Here is a 14,753-nt window from a genome sequence, read left to right as displayed (position 1 = left end):
AATTTTTCATGTTTGCCCTATGTTTTTCCCGTTTTGCGCATTAAGCATTAACGATTAAGCTTCGACCATTTATTTTTTTCCTATATTTGTAACAACAAAGCAAATACCTATAAAAAAAACATCGAAAATGAAAAAAATACTATTCTTATTGTCCTTATTAATCGGAATAACAACGGCTTACGGACAAGGTCAACTCTCGCAAAAAAGTCCCAACGGGCTGCTTGAACTACAAACAGGGCTTGTGGACGGAAAACCCTGCTATTCGGTAGTATATAACAAAAAAGTGTTGTTGGAAAATTCGCCCTTGGGCTTAAAAACATCCATTGGCGATTTTTCCTCTGATTTGAAATACCTCTCTAAAACCACGCGGACAATTGAAGAGGCTTACGATTTGGACAGAGCTAAAATCAGTCGCGTAAACTACAAGGCCGAAGAGCTGGTCTGCACGTATGAGAATCCGGCGAACGATACCATCCAAATAGTTTTCAGGTTGAGCAACAACGATGTGGCATTTTCTTACCGCCTTCATGCAAAAGGGAAAAAGACCAACTGCCTTGTCTTCGGTGAGGAAACCGGATTTCGATTTCCTTCCGTTACAACTACTTTCATCACGCAGCAATCCTTGCCAATGAAGGGCTGGGAACAAACCAAGCCCAGTTACGAGGAAGAATATACAAACGACGAGCCAATCGGAACACCAACAAAAGACGGTGTCGGCTATACTTTCCCGGCCTTGTTCAGGGTAAGAGAAAGGGGCTGGGCGCTTGTTTCGGAAACAGGGGTCGATAGCCGATATGTCGGTAGCCGATTGGGCGAAGGAACCAAAGAGGGTCTTTACAAGCTCGAATTTCCGCAACAAGGCGAAAATAACTCAATAGGAGCAACATACGCCGCAGTAGCCATGCCGTTGCAAACACCCTGGCGAACAATTACTGTGGGCGAAACGCTGAAACCCATCATCGAATCCACCGTAGCCTTTGATGTGGTGAAACCGCTGTATCAACCATCCATAGCGTATAAACCCGGACGTGCAACCTGGAGTTGGATTGTGTGGCAGGACAACAGCATAAACTACGCCGACCAAATTAAGTTTATTGATTTGGCTACCGCCCTCCGGTTTGAATATGTACTTATTGATGCCAATTGGGATACGGAGATTGGCCGGAATAAGATTGTTGAACTGGTTAAGTATGCCGGGGCGAAAGGTGTGGAGATTATCTTGTGGTACAACTCCAACGGAAATTGGAACGATGCCCCGCAAACGCCACAGGACAAGATGGATACCTCGCCTGCCCGCAAAAACGAGATGGCCTGGCTGCAAAGCATCGGCGTGAAAGGCTTGAAAGTCGATTTCTTTGGCGGGGACAAACAGGAGACGATAAAATTGTACGAGGATATTTTGAGCGATGCAAACGAATACGGATTGGCCATCACGTTTCATGGTTGCACGCTGCCCCGCGGATGGGAACGCATGTACCCCAACTATGTAACATCCGAGGCGGTATTGGCTTCCGAAAACCTTATTTTCACCCAACAGGCATCCGATAAATACCCGTTTTGGGCAACCGTTTATCCTTTTACGCGCAATGCGGTTGGGGCAATGGATTTTGCTCCCGTATTTCTGAATAGCCGGTTAAGTCGCGACCAAAAAAGGGGAAGCATCCGCCGTACCACCGAGGCATTTGAACTGGCGACTGCCGTGCTTTTCTTTTCGCCCGTTCAGCACTTTGGGCTTACCCCCAACAACTTGGACGAACAGCCCGGATTTGTACTCGACTTTCTCAGGAAAGTTCCAACGGTGTGGGACGAAACCGTATTTATTGACGGCTACCCGGGTAAATATTGCATCATAGCGCGGCGCAATGGAGATAAGTGGTACGTGGCAGCGGTGAATGGAGAAAAAAAACCGCGAAAAATAAACATCAGCTTGCCAATGCTAAAGGACAAAGAAATAAGCTTGTTGTTCGATAAGGACGACCGGAAAGTTGGCGAGAAAAAGAGTAGAACAGGAAAGGATAATCGCATTGAATTAAACCTTTCGGCTGAAGGCGGCGCTGTACTTTTTTCGGACTAAGAAGTAAACTAAAAAACAGCGAGCGAAATGATACCATTCTTACAAAATGTAGCCCAACGATACTACAAGATGCATGGACAGGCGGTGAGCGAATACACCTTTGTATTTCCGAATCGGCGCGCCGGACTGTTTTTTCAGCAATATTTGGCCGAGGTGGCCAATCGTCCGGTTTTTTCGCCCGAAATTCTTACCATCAGCGATTTGTTTACGCGCTTAACCGATTATCAACCGGCCGACAGGATAGAGATGCTCTTTATTTTGTACAAGGAATACATTCGCATCAGCCATTCTGCGGATAGTTTTGATGACTTCCTTTTTTGGGGCGAAATGATTCTGAACGATTTCGACGATGTGGACAAATACCTGGCCGATGCCAAACAGCTGTTCCGAAACATCTACGACCTGAAAGAAATTGATGCCGGTTTTTCTTTTCTCAGCGAAGAGCAGGTTGCTGCCATCCGCCGTTTTTGGGTAAATTTTTATCCTTTGGGCGAAAGCGAAAGCAAAAAAGACTTCCTCGAAATGTGGGAGATACTTTTTGAACTCTATGCCTCGTTGCGCGCCGGATTACAGAGCCGTGGACTGGCTTATGAGGGAATGATATTCAGGGAAGTGGCCGAAAAAACGTTGGCGAAGGAAGAACTCAATCTGCCATTTACCAAACTTGTTTTTGTGGGACTGAACGGGCACAGCAAGTCGGAAGAAACTTTGCTGCGCTATTTACAGCAACAGGGTATTGCCGATTTTTACTTCGACTATTCATCGCCGCTGGTAAAAGACCCTTACAATAAGGCTTCGTTTTTTATCGACAAAAACAAGTTGCTTTTCCCCTCCCAGTATGCCCTCGAACCCGAGGAGTTGACGACCGAAAAGCCTGTAATCGAACTGGTTGGCATCCCCTCGTCCGTGGGGCAGGCGAAATATGTACATGCCATATTGCAGCATCTTATCGACAAGGGTATTGTCTCCAATTCGGAGGAGGCTTTCAGAACTGCGCTGGTTCTTCCCGACGAGAATATGCTGTTACCGGTTCTCTATTCCATCCCCCAAGCTATCGACCGGATAAATGTAACGATGGGCTATAACCTGTCCAATTCCTCTGTGTCGGGTTTGATGGAGCATATTTTTGATGTGCAGCGGAATATCCGAATGACGGATGGCAAAACCGGATTCTATTTCAGGTTTGTGCTGTCGGTTCTCAATCATAAATACGTCTTGAATGTTGCCGAAAGGGAATCGCGCGAGCTAAAGCAGCAAATTGTCCGCTACAACAAAGTGATTGTGCCCTACGATGAGCTGAAAATCCACCCCTTTCTCGAACTGATATTCAAGCCCGTTGAACACTGGACGGATATATCCAATTACCTGAAAGCTATTCTGACACGATTGCAAATAGCGTTGACACAGAAAAAACAAGGAACCGGCGAAGAAGAGCAAGCCAATGCCCGCAGCACGGATATAGAGCGGGAATTTATCATAGAATATTACAAAACCATCAATAAAATGGAGGATGCCCTGACGCGGGTCGATGCCGAAATGTCCGTAGATACTTACTTTCGCCTGCTGAAAAAATTGGTGGCGGGTATCAGCGTGCCTTTCACCGGCGAACCTTTGTCGGGATTGCAGGTGATGGGCGTACTCGAAACCCGCGCGTTGGATTTCGATAACCTGATTATTCTTTCTATGAATGAGGGGATTTTTCCACAAAAAAAAGCGACAAATTCGTTTATCCCCTACAACCTGCGAAAAGGATTCGACCTGCCCACCTACGAGCATCAGGACAGCATCTTCGCCTATCATTTCTACCGCTTGATAAACAGAGCCAAGCGCATATTCCTGCTCTACGATACCCGTACCGAAGGGCTGCAAACGGGCGAAGTCAGCCGCTATTTCTACCAGTTGAAGCACCTTTATCCGGGCTCATTCCGCATAAAAGAAAATCTGGCGGTTTACGAAGTATCTTCGGCTGAAAGTCCGGCCATTTCGATAAATAAAGAGCCGCATATTCTCGATAAACTGAATGCCTTTACAACCGGCGAACGCAGTCTTTCGGCAAGCGCGATAAACACCTACCTCGATTGTCCTCTGCAGTTCTATTTTTCGGTGGTGGAAGATATGCAGGAAGAGGATGAAATAGCCGAATCGGTGGAGTCGAATACCTTCGGAAGCATTTTCCATTCGGTGATGGAGTGGCTCTACAAACCCTTCGAGGGAAAGCTCATTACCTCCGATTTGCTCCATGCCCTGGCAAAAAACGAGAAACTGCTGACGGAAACCATCGAGCGTTCCTTTGCCAAGAATTATTTCAAAACAGGAGAGGCGAACGCTAAAAAACTGACCGGCCAAAATTTTTTGACCGGAGAAATTATCCGGCGGTACGTGAAACAGGCGCTGCGAACCGATGCGCGATTGGCTCCTTTCGTCTATATCCAGTCCGAAAAGCGGATTGTTTGGCAATACCTGCTGCCCTCGGGGAAAACGGTCTCGTTAAAAGGCTTCCTCGACCGCATTGATGAGCTGGACAAGCGTACCCGCATCATCGACTACAAAACAGGGAAAGGCCTGTTGCAATACAAAAGCATGGAACATGTTTTCGATAAAAGCGCCAAAGACCGCCCCAAAGCCGTTATGCAGGTATTTATGTATGCCCATCTATACCTGATGGAATTTCCCGAAAAGATAGTTGAACCGGGTATTTACTACCTGCGAAATCTGTTTGACGATAAATTCGACGCAGATGTCATCTATAAACCATCCTTCAAAGAATCGTTCAGGATTGAGGATTTTAGCGCATACCGAGCCGAATTCAAGCAGCATTTCGATGCCTGCCTCGAAGAAATCTACGACCCCGGAACCCCATTCACCCAAACCCCCACAGGAAAAGCCTGCGAATGGTGCAATTTTACCGGCATTTGTAAAAAATAGGTTTTTTTAATGGGAATAATGTGCCAATGTGAATAATTATTCCTGTCATTTGCGTTTATGTTCCCATATAAAGCCTAAAAAAAGCAAAAAAAATACCCTGAAGAGGAGAAAATAATTATTTTTGTTGTTCAGATATTTTTCAGATGAGAGTAGTAGTTTTTTTAGTTGTATCGGTGTTGGTCGTGTTATTTACGGGCTGTAAATCGAAAGATGTGGCGTGTAATAAATGCCCCTACGAATCGGTTATCGAAAATATCCCCTTGGAATTGAACACTATACCGCAGTTGCATTCGGATTCGTTGCACGTAAATGTGGCGGACATACTTCCTACCGAATTGCTCGACATCCGCCAACTTATCGAATATCTCAGCGCTCCTCTCTTTCCATTGCACAAAGATGTAATTAATAAAGCTTTCGATTATGCAGGCGTCCGCTACCGAAGAGGAGGCGCCTCTCTGAATGGCATGGACTGTTCGGGGCTTGTTTATACTTGTTACTCGGCATTTGGAATCTCTCTACCCCGCTCGTCTGCCGATATGGCCGTGTCCAACTCCATTCAGGACATTTCGCGGAACGAAGCTAAGACAGGCGACATTATCTTTTTCAGAACCAACCGCCGACACGGACGCATCAATCATGTGGGATTGGTGGTCGAGGTCAACAATCACGAGATAAAATTCATTCATGCCTCTATTCAACGGGGAGTTATTGTTTCTTCTACACAGGAAGACTATTATGCGCGGACTTTTGCCAAGGTAGGCCGGGTGTTGCGTTCGTAATACTCTTTTCTTTATTCTTCCTCTCATTTTTTTCAGAAGAATCGCTATGTCGTCAAAGTTTTATATCTTTGGGGGCGCAGGTTTATTTTGATGTGTTCAACCGTTACAAACAAGCATTTATGACCAAAAAAGAAAAATCGTATAACGAGTCGATAAAAGAACTGGAAGCCATTCTGCTACGGATAGAAGAAGGCAATCTGGATGTGGATGTGCTTACCGAAGAGGTAAAAAGAGCTTCGGAACTGATTCGGGTTTGTAAAGAGAAACTTTACAAAACGGATGAGGAGATAAAGAAACTGTTGGATAAAATTGAGTAATTCCGAAAAAAACAGGCAGATGGGTTTACAAAAAAATGTGATTATTGTTGCAGGAGGCAAAGGCTTGAGGATGGGGCACGAACTCCCCAAACAATTCATTCCTGTTGGCGGTAAGCCGGTGCTGATGCACACAATCGAGGCTTTTTACAACTACGATTCCGAAATAAAAATCATTGTTGTTCTGGCGGAATCGTACCCCGGTTACTGGAAGCAGATTTGCGCCGACTACGGCTTCAACATCCCACACTTGATTGCCATTGGCGGCGAAACCCGTTTCCATTCGGTAAAAAACGGATTGGCCCTGGCCGATAGCGGATTGGTGGCCGTACACGATGCCGCCCGCCCCTTTGCATCTGCCGGATTGATTCGGAGAACATTTAACGAAGCGGCTTTGCATAAGGCAGTTATACCCGTGATAGACGCCACCGATAGCCTGCGCGAAACAGGCGAAAACAACAGCAGCAAGATAATCGACCGGTCGAAAATAAAGCTGGTTCAAACGCCACAAGTCTTTGAGCTGGACTTACTTAAAGCCGCCTACGAAACGGAATATTCGGACACTTTTACCGACGACGCTTCCGTTGCAGAAGCGAAGGGGCAGGCCATATTCCTGACAAAAGGAGAGACAACGAACCTGAAAATAACAACGCCTTTCGATTTGGAAATAGCCGGCGTAATTCTAAACCTCAGAAAATCAATGTAAATGTCGGACTCGTTAAAGGAAAAATCCCGTTCAGCCCTTTTCTGGAATTTTATTGATAAAGGCGGACAACAAGCCATACAACTCGGTTTTGTAATGCTACTCGCCCGTTTGCTTGATGTCGCCGACTTCGGTCTGGTTGCCCTGTTGGCCATATTTACAGTCATCGCCAACCTGTTGCAGGAAAGCGGTTTTTCGGCAGCCCTGATCAGGGATAAAAATCCCACCGAATCGGATTATTCTTCTGTTTTTTATTTCAATATTTCCGTTAGTTTATTCATATACGCCATCTTATATTTATTTGCTCCCGTTATAGCCAGCTTTTACGACGATCCCAGACTAACCAATCTGTCGAGGCTTATATTTCTGTCGTTTGTGTTCAATGCATTTGGAATTATACAAAACGTCCATTTACTACGACGAATGGATTTCCGCAGCAATGCAAAAATCACTTTCGTTGCCGGATTGATTTCCGGTGCGGTGGCTGTTTGGGCGGCGTATTCGGGTTATGGCGTTTGGAGTTTGGCTATTCAGCTGGTTTTGCAGACTTTTATCCGAAACTTGCTGTTGTGGTTGGTTATTAAATGGAGGCCATCCCTTGTTTTCGATGCCGTCAAGCTGAAAGAAATGATGCCATACAGCATAAAACTGCTGGCCAGTTCTATTTTTAATCAGGCAACGGCCTATATTTACCCGCTTATCATCGGTAAATGTTTCTCAATCACGCAAGTAGGATACTACGGACAAGCCAATAAATTAAATACCATACCGCAATCAATTATAGCCGACAGCCTTCAGGGGGTTACCTATCCGCTGCTGACAAAGTTGGATAACGAAGAACGGTTGAGACGTATTTTCAGAAAAATAATGCGAATAGCCTCGTTTATCTGTTTCCCGGTCGCTTTACTGACAATTATAGCGGCAAGGCCTATCGTTGAGCTGCTATTGTCGGAAAAATACCTGGGCTCGGCGCCCATTCTTCAGCTGTTGGCCATCAGTGGCGCCATTTACCCCATGTATGTTTTATCGGGCGCGCTGTTGAAAGCCTTAGGCAAATCGGGCTTGCTGCTAAAAACCGAACTAATCCGAAACATTCTTTTTATTCTTTCGATACTCATTTCGTTCCGGTTTGGCATTCTGGCGCTGATTACAGGCTTTGTTACTGTTTACATAATCGCCTTTGTAATCACCTTCTATCTCTCGGGAAAGCATATATCTTACCAGCTCAAGCACGTTTTTAAAGATATACTGCCCTACGCCGCCATATCGGTATTGATTTTCGCCCCCCTCTATTTACTGGGGAATATTATCCACAACAATTACCTGCTACTTGCCACACAAATAATAATTGGCGGAGGCGCCTACCTGTTGGTTATAAAGTTATTAGGCTCGAAGGTGATGGAGGATTGCTTGGAGTTTGTGAAAGGGAGAGACCGATAATGACAATCAAAACTCACTCAATCGTCTTCAAAAAATCTTCCCTTACGGGATTAAATACATCCAACAAAATGCCTGCTTCGAGGCAGGTACAGCCATGCAATGCGTTGGGCGCAGCATAAAAGCCATCGCCTGCCTCAATAATTTTGGTTTCGCCGGCGATAACAGCTTCAAATTTGCCCGAAACCACGTAGGTTGTTTGCACATGCGGATGTGTGTGAGGGGCGCCCACCGCTCCTTTTTCAAAGATTACCTTCACCATCATGATGTTGGCATCGTATCCTACAAACTGGCGGGTAATGCCCTCCCCTGCCGGATAAATCTTTTCTTCCGAGGCTACAAAAAACGTTTTGCTTTTAGTGTTATTCATTTTATATTTGTTTAAATCAGTCAATTCATAAAATCAGTTGCGCGAATTCGCGTAATCTGCGTAATTTGCGTTCTTCCTGTGTTCCCTATTTTTCCGGTATATTCCGTAATCATTGCGTAAAGGTAGCAAAAATACAAAAACAAAAAGAGCCACCTCAAAAAAGGCAGCTCTCCATGTTATATTATTTTCAATTATTGTTGTGGCGCTTCCGGCTGTGCTTGTGCAGGAATTCCCTGTACAGGCATGGTAGTAGATACGTCAGGAGTTGCTGTTGCTGCGGGCAATACAGGCGCTTGTATCTCCGACTGAGGAGCGGTTGTTTGTGTGGTTTTAACCAATACTGCGCTCAACAAACTCAATACAACAACGACGCCAACTAATCCCCATGTTGCTTTTTCTATAAAATCGGTTGTTTTCCGAACTCCCATAATCTGATTGGAAGAGGCAAAACCCGAAGCCAGTCCCCCGCCTTTCGACTTTTGAACCAATACCACTAATATTAGCGCTATAGAAGCAAGTACAATCAATACAGTAATAAGTGCGTGCATTTTTATTTTTTATTTTTTTGCATTTATAATCAATTTCTCCAAAAATGAAATTTGGTTTGCAAAGTAAATATTTTTTTCCGGATAATTCAAACTTAATTGTTTAATAATTTCATAAGCCCGTTCATATTTCTGTTGTTTTATGAAAATAGTCGCCAATGTTTCGGTAAAAAACAAATTATCCTGCAACTTGTCCGACGAATCGTCATCGTCGAGCCTGGGTTTATACGATTCCTGACCGGGATCGAAATGAATTGTATCGGGAATATCTGCTACTTTTCCTAGAATTTTATCGGTGGCGCTCTGGCCTTCTTCATCCGGCGAAGGGATATTTTCTTCCCGATTAATCGCCGTTATATCGTAATTTTCCTGCTTTGGTTTTAACAGTTCCTCCAACTCTCTATCTATGGCCTCATCATCCATTTCGCCAAAGAAAGTTTTCAGTAGCGTATCGGTGTGGCTTGTGTTCACTTCCGTCCGTTTTCCTCTTTTTCTGAAAAAACCTTCGTATTCATCCTCCAGAATATAATAAAACAGGGCCTTTCTATCGGTAATAAAAAGCGACAAGCGTTGAAGTTCCCGATGGAAAGTTTTATCTCCGGCAACAAATAAACATTTCAAGTAGATGAAAATCACCACCTGAAAGTAAGGGTACCTTTCGATAAGCGCGCGCATCTCGAAACGCCGCGATATATCGGGCAATTCGTTGTGTTCTATTATCTGTTCCAGTTCCTGAGCCGTCATCATATCATTACCAGTTGGAGAGTGTCATGTTGAATATCTGATCCACAATATCTTTACTTATTTCTTCAATCAATTGGTCTTGCACATCGTTCAGCAATACATTGCTCGAAAAATCGCGGTAAGCCGAAACAGTTTCTTCTTTATTTTCCTGCGGTCTCTTATTGTTGTAATAGCGTATTCTGACGCCTATTGTCAGGCGCGTTTGCGAGGCGTAGGCATCCTCTTTCACGGCTTGCGGGGTCAGGTCGTATCGCACAATTTCGCCTTCCAGTTCCAAATCGGGATTGTTGGTTGTAAAACTTAATTTGGTGTTTTTGGTATAATGGTCTTTCAGCGCCTCATTAAAAACCTGTGTCAGCGGAGGATAAACCATTGTTGCCTGATTCTGGAAATCCTTGATATTGATGGTCTTTATTTCCTTGTAATCTATCGAAGCCCCATTAAACTGATACGAAATTTTACACGAAAAAAGAATCAACGCAATAAAAAGAACTGTTGCAGCATTTTTCATATAGTATCCAAATTATATTCCTTAATTTTCCGGTAAAGTGTTCTTTCCGATATTTTTAAATCCTGAGCGGCGTTTTTCCGTTTGCCGCCATGCCTTTCCAAGGCCCTTTTTATCATGTCTTTTTCCACATCCTCCAACGACATGCTTTCTTCCTCGTAATCAGGAATTTCCACCTCATCTATCTCGTTCGATAACGGAAGCTGGGCGATATTTTCTTCGCTGTATTTTACGGGCAAATCGGGTTTTGAGACAATAATCGGGTTCATCGGTTCAGCCTCGGCCACAGGGGCTCTGTTGATATTTCCGGCAACGATGTTATGTACCACCTGTTTCAGTTCATTCATATCTTTCCGCATATCGAACAACACCTGATACAATATTTCGCGTTCGTTATTGAACATCTTCCGGTCGTAGCCCTCATTTTGCGCCGATCGCGAAACGGGTACTATCCCGACCTCGTTGTCCGGCAAATAAGTTTTGAGTATCTCCGGCGTAATGTCGCGGGTTTGCTCTATTATCGAAATCTGATCGGTAATATTCTTCAACTGGCGTATATTCCCCGGCCAGCGGTAATTTTTCAGCGCCGTTTTGGCATCTTCCGTCAGTACAATTGGCGGCATCAGGTATTTTTCGGCACAATCGCCGGCAAATTTTCGGAACAGAAGCGGTATATCATCTTTCCGTTCCCTCAGGGCCGGAATTTTGATGGGAACCGTATTCAGCCTGTAATACAAATCTTCGCGGAAGCGACCGTTGCTCACCGCATTTATCATATCGAGGTTGGTAGCCGCCACAAGCCTCACATCGGTTTTTTCCACTTTCGACGAGCCCACCTTCATAAACTCGCCCGATTCGAGTACGCGCAACAGCCTGGCCTGAGTTGACAGGGGCAATTCGCCCACTTCATCCAAGAACAAGGTTCCTCCGTTTGCCACTTCAAAATAGCCCTTCCGCTCGCCGGTTGCACCCGTAAACGAACCTTTCTCGTGCCCGAACAACTCCGAATCAATGGTGCCTTCGGGAATTGAGCCGCAGTTGACGGCAATATACTGGCCATGTTTACGGTGGCTGAACTGGTGGATAATTTGAGGGAAGCTTTCTTTCCCTACCCCACTCTCGCCCGTAACCAACACCGACATATCGGTCGGCGCCACCTGAAGGGCAATATCAATCGCCCTGTCCAAAGCCGGATTTGTTCCTATTATACCAAAACGTTGCTTTACCTGTTGTATATCAAGCCTTGCCATAAATCACATTTTCTGTTTGTCAGTCTTTACTGACAAAATTACATATTTTATTTTAACCTCGTACTATTTGAGGAAGTTTTAAGCAGGGTAAAGGCATGAAAAAATTTCGTATCCCCCCTCAGGGCAACCGCAAGAAAAATTTTACTGCTTATGCCTTTCGGTAAAGCTGCTGATATGAGCAGGAGATTCCTCCCTAAGCCCCCCACCCCCCGTAGGGGGGATTTCAAAAGCCTCCCCTACGGGGAGGTTTGGAGGGGCTTCGCCGCCGCTTCCTCATCCCTTAAACCACCAACAAGCGAGTCATTCCGACCAAAGGGAGGAATCTCATCCGTAATAGTGGGACTAAAAATTTTCATATGTTTGCCCTGTGTCTCCCCTAGCGTCTGTTGCACAAGTGCATTTAAGGCTGAAAGCATTAGCCGGGCAACTATACCTTTCAGGGGTTGTGCAACAAATACCCTGGTATGCGCTCCCGACAAAAAAAGGATGCCTATTGGACATCCTTTTTTTTACTTTAAGTCATGAATTTATTTACTTCCTTTGATTTTAATATTGTCCAAGCGGTATCCTTCGATGTTGCTCGAACCGCTATAAAATTCGATAGATGTTGTGTTGTTCGGAATAGTTAGCGTTACAGTTACAAACTGGTTATTTGCTGTAAATGTTTTACTTGGAACGCTTACCGCCACATCATTGCATTTTACGATAATTTTATTCGCATCTCCCGTAGATGAAGTATTGGTTGCTATATCGTAGCTCAACTCCATGCCTGTGTAACCGGTTGCTATACCTGTTATCTTCAATTGCGACTCATCCGGGTACTGTGCCGTATAAGCAGGTAACCATACGTGTGCATTGAGGGCTCCGGTAGAACGGACAGTTGCCTTGCCCGAAGCATCGATAAACACATACGGAGCTTTCATATCGAAATCGGTAAAATCGGCAATGGATTTTCTGTCGGCAGCAGCCGAATAATTTCCCGATCCAAATGTTTCGGTGAAGAAATAACCGTCTGTTGGTTCCGGCTCAGGGTCCGGACCGGGAGTTACACCATCTGCAACATATTCCTGCAAGTTTTTGATACCGTTAAAAGTGTTGTATTTTTCAAACGAGCCTTTAACCGCAATTTTCTTTCCTAAAATGGAGGCATTTTTCATCGGGCTTAATACGTCGCGCATGGCTGTCGGAAGCTGGATGTTGACCATTTTCGCCGGATCGGTTTCGGTTGGCGAAGCTGCCAGGAAGATATTGGCGTCGGTGTAGAAAGGAGCGACAAATTTGGCAAAATTATTTGGATAAAGGTCGCCGCCACTGGCATCCTTACCTTCCCAAATGCCTACGACATAACCTTCGCCCCAAAGGAAAGTATTATTACCGGCAGCTCCTTGGTTACCCTGTATTTGCGCTACATCGTATGGTTTTTCCTTGGTTCCATCACCTGCTCCGGGGGTTGGAGGAGTTGGCGGAGTTTCGCCATCTAACACATACTCCTGCAAATTCTTAAGCCCATTGAAAGTATTGTATTTTTCGAGCGAACCTCTAATAGCGACTTTCTTACCTATAATGGAGCCATTCTTCACCGGACTTAATACGTCCCGCGCAGCTACCGAAACCTGTACGTTCAGCATTTTCGCCGGATTGGTTTCGGTTGGCGAAGCAGCCAGGAAGATGTTGGCATCGGTATAGAAAGGAGCTTCAAATTTGGCAAAGTTATTCGGATAGAGGTCGTTGCCGCTGGCATCCTTACCTTCCCAAATACCTACCACATAACCTTCTACCCAAAGGAAAGCATTGTTACCGGCAGCGCCTTGTTTGCCCTGTGCCTGTACCACATTATACGGATTTTCCTTGCTTCCATTTCCTTCGGGAAGAGGTTCATCGCTTACGAATATAAATTCGCCGTTCGCTCCGGTAGCAATATTTACGCCAAGAGCGCCGAAATAAAGTTGTAGATTACCTAATACGGTTACTTCCTTTTTCAAATTTTCGGGTTTATCCAGCAGGTTAAGAGCGGCTCTTATCGCAGAATTGGCTGGCAGATTAACGACCATCATTTTGGTGTAATCGGTTTCGGATGCACTGGCGGCAATCAATAGGGTATTGTTCATAAAGTCGCCTGGCGTCAGCGAAATATCGTTGCTATTGTCAATAGGGTTGGTGTCGTTTACACCGGCAGCCACCGTACCCACAATAAATCCTTTTACCCAAAGCTTGTTATCCGTTTTTCCTTTTACAATAGCTTCGGTAACAGTCAGCGGTTTGAAGGAGGTTATATCTTCCCTCGAACGTAAAGTAAATTGCCAAGTATTGTTGTATCTACTAAAAATACCTGTTATAGTTACAAGGCCGGCAGGGATAGTATCTCCTGCAAAATTGGCGTATGCACTGGTTCTTATTGTTATTGATTCTCCTGACATATCCGCCGCTAAGGCATCGTATGCCGAACCATCCGTACTGGCAGCAAAAACGCGCTTACCTCCGTCTGCAAAAGTGATATTTTCGAGGGTAACAAGTTTACTTAGATTATCATCTACTTTGCTGGCTTTCAAATTATCCAAAAGAACAGGCGTTGCTTTCTCCAAACTGGGCAAACCATGTTTGAATACATGTGCTTCAAATTCGTCCACACTCATACGCCCGATACCGTTTTCGCCCGGCATACCAAGTTGTGGCACGCCGCCGTATTTACCTATATAAAGGTCTTTCAGTTGCACATATACTATCTGACCAACCTTAAAGCCGGAATTTAAGCCCGACTTGTCGATGCTCAGGATAATACCCCGAACATCCGCATCAATCACTTGTCCGTTTGCATCAACAGGTTCGTCTTGGATAACTAATTGCTTGTAGAGGTTTCCGCTTTCGTCGTTAGCAGTTACATAAGCTTTCACAATGTAATCCTTATCAATCAGCGTTGGACTTGTAATATCCTTATAATCGTTCTTTAATTGCTTGATTGAGTAATTTGCATCCGGCCCTGTATATACAGGAGCAGTCAACGGTGGCGTATCAAATTCCCTTTCGTCGCAGGCAAAAGCGAGAACCGATACCAATAATACGTAGAAAAAATACTTCAATGTTTTCATATCTAATTTGTTTTATTT

Annotated in this window: 12 protein-coding genes; 6 read left to right on the top strand and 6 right to left on the bottom strand. The window is 44.8% G+C overall.

The genetic code is table 11. From position 1 onward, the window contains the following. Positions 1–127: 127 nt before the first annotated feature. The 6 genes from ACYPWY_RS02840 to ACYPWY_RS02815 all read left to right on the top strand — a co-directional run bounded on the left by ACYPWY_RS02840 (position 128) and on the right by ACYPWY_RS02815 (position 8,235). Positions 128–2,074 carry a glycoside hydrolase family 97 protein gene (locus tag ACYPWY_RS02840; RefSeq protein ID WP_459683920.1) on the top strand — a complete coding sequence of 649 codons (1,947 nt, stop codon included), beginning with the start codon at positions 128–130 and terminating at the stop codon, positions 2,072–2,074. A 27-nt stretch (positions 2,075–2,101) separates the two neighbouring features. After that, positions 2,102–4,999, top strand: coding sequence for a PD-(D/E)XK nuclease family protein (locus ACYPWY_RS02835; protein ID WP_459683919.1), 2,898 nt, complete (start codon positions 2,102–2,104; stop codon positions 4,997–4,999). A 143-nt stretch (positions 5,000–5,142) separates the two neighbouring features. Beyond that, positions 5,143–5,778, top strand: coding sequence for a C40 family peptidase (locus ACYPWY_RS02830; RefSeq protein WP_459683918.1), 636 nt, complete (start codon positions 5,143–5,145; stop codon positions 5,776–5,778). Positions 5,779–5,897: 119 nt separating this feature from the next. Continuing rightward, positions 5,898–6,095, top strand: coding sequence for an exodeoxyribonuclease VII small subunit (xseB, locus tag ACYPWY_RS02825; RefSeq protein WP_459683917.1), 198 nt, complete (start codon positions 5,898–5,900; stop codon positions 6,093–6,095). Positions 6,096–6,114: 19 nt separating this feature from the next. Further along, a complete protein-coding gene (locus tag ACYPWY_RS02820; RefSeq protein ID WP_459683916.1) occupies positions 6,115–6,798 on the top strand; it encodes a 2-C-methyl-D-erythritol 4-phosphate cytidylyltransferase in 684 nt (227 codons plus the stop codon). Next, positions 6,799–8,235, top strand: a complete 1,437-nt coding sequence (locus tag ACYPWY_RS02815) for a lipopolysaccharide biosynthesis protein (RefSeq protein WP_459683915.1) — start codon at positions 6,799–6,801, stop codon at positions 8,233–8,235. It abuts the gene before it with no gap. A gap of 13 nt (positions 8,236–8,248) precedes the next feature. Here the strand turns inward: ACYPWY_RS02815 and ACYPWY_RS02810 are convergent, their stop codons facing one another. The 6 genes from ACYPWY_RS02810 to ACYPWY_RS02785 all read right to left on the bottom strand — a co-directional run bounded on the left by ACYPWY_RS02810 (position 8,249) and on the right by ACYPWY_RS02785 (position 14,735). Continuing rightward, complete coding sequence (locus ACYPWY_RS02810) at positions 8,249–8,602, bottom strand: cupin domain-containing protein (RefSeq protein WP_459683914.1); 354 nt, start codon at positions 8,600–8,602, stop codon at positions 8,249–8,251. 191 nt (positions 8,603–8,793) lie between these two features. Further along, positions 8,794–9,150 (bottom strand): preprotein translocase subunit SecG, encoded by a 357-nt coding sequence (gene secG / locus ACYPWY_RS02805; protein ID WP_459683913.1) that lies wholly within the window; start codon positions 9,148–9,150, stop codon positions 8,794–8,796. Between the two features lie 9 nt (positions 9,151–9,159). After that, positions 9,160–9,894 carry a hypothetical protein gene (locus ACYPWY_RS02800; protein WP_459683912.1) on the bottom strand — a complete coding sequence of 245 codons (735 nt, stop codon included), beginning with the start codon at positions 9,892–9,894 and terminating at the stop codon, positions 9,160–9,162. A 4-nt stretch (positions 9,895–9,898) separates the two neighbouring features. Continuing rightward, a complete protein-coding gene (lptE, locus tag ACYPWY_RS02795) occupies positions 9,899–10,402 on the bottom strand; it encodes an LPS assembly lipoprotein LptE (RefSeq protein WP_459683911.1) in 504 nt (167 codons plus the stop codon). After that, a complete protein-coding gene (locus tag ACYPWY_RS02790) occupies positions 10,399–11,649 on the bottom strand; it encodes a sigma 54-interacting transcriptional regulator (RefSeq protein ID WP_459683910.1) in 1,251 nt (416 codons plus the stop codon). Before ACYPWY_RS02790 ends, lptE begins: the two co-directional genes overlap by 4 nt. Positions 11,650–12,176: 527 nt before the next feature. Next, on the bottom strand, positions 12,177–14,735 hold the full coding sequence (locus tag ACYPWY_RS02785; RefSeq protein ID WP_459683909.1) for a DUF6359 domain-containing protein: 2,559 nt from the start codon (positions 14,733–14,735) through the stop codon (positions 12,177–12,179). Positions 14,736–14,753: the final 18 nt, after the last annotated feature.

The sequence above is a fragment of the Viscerimonas tarda genome (genome assembly GCF_054601255.1).
Note: the sequence above shows the minus strand (reverse complement) of the source record. Positions and strands in the feature narration are given on the sequence as shown.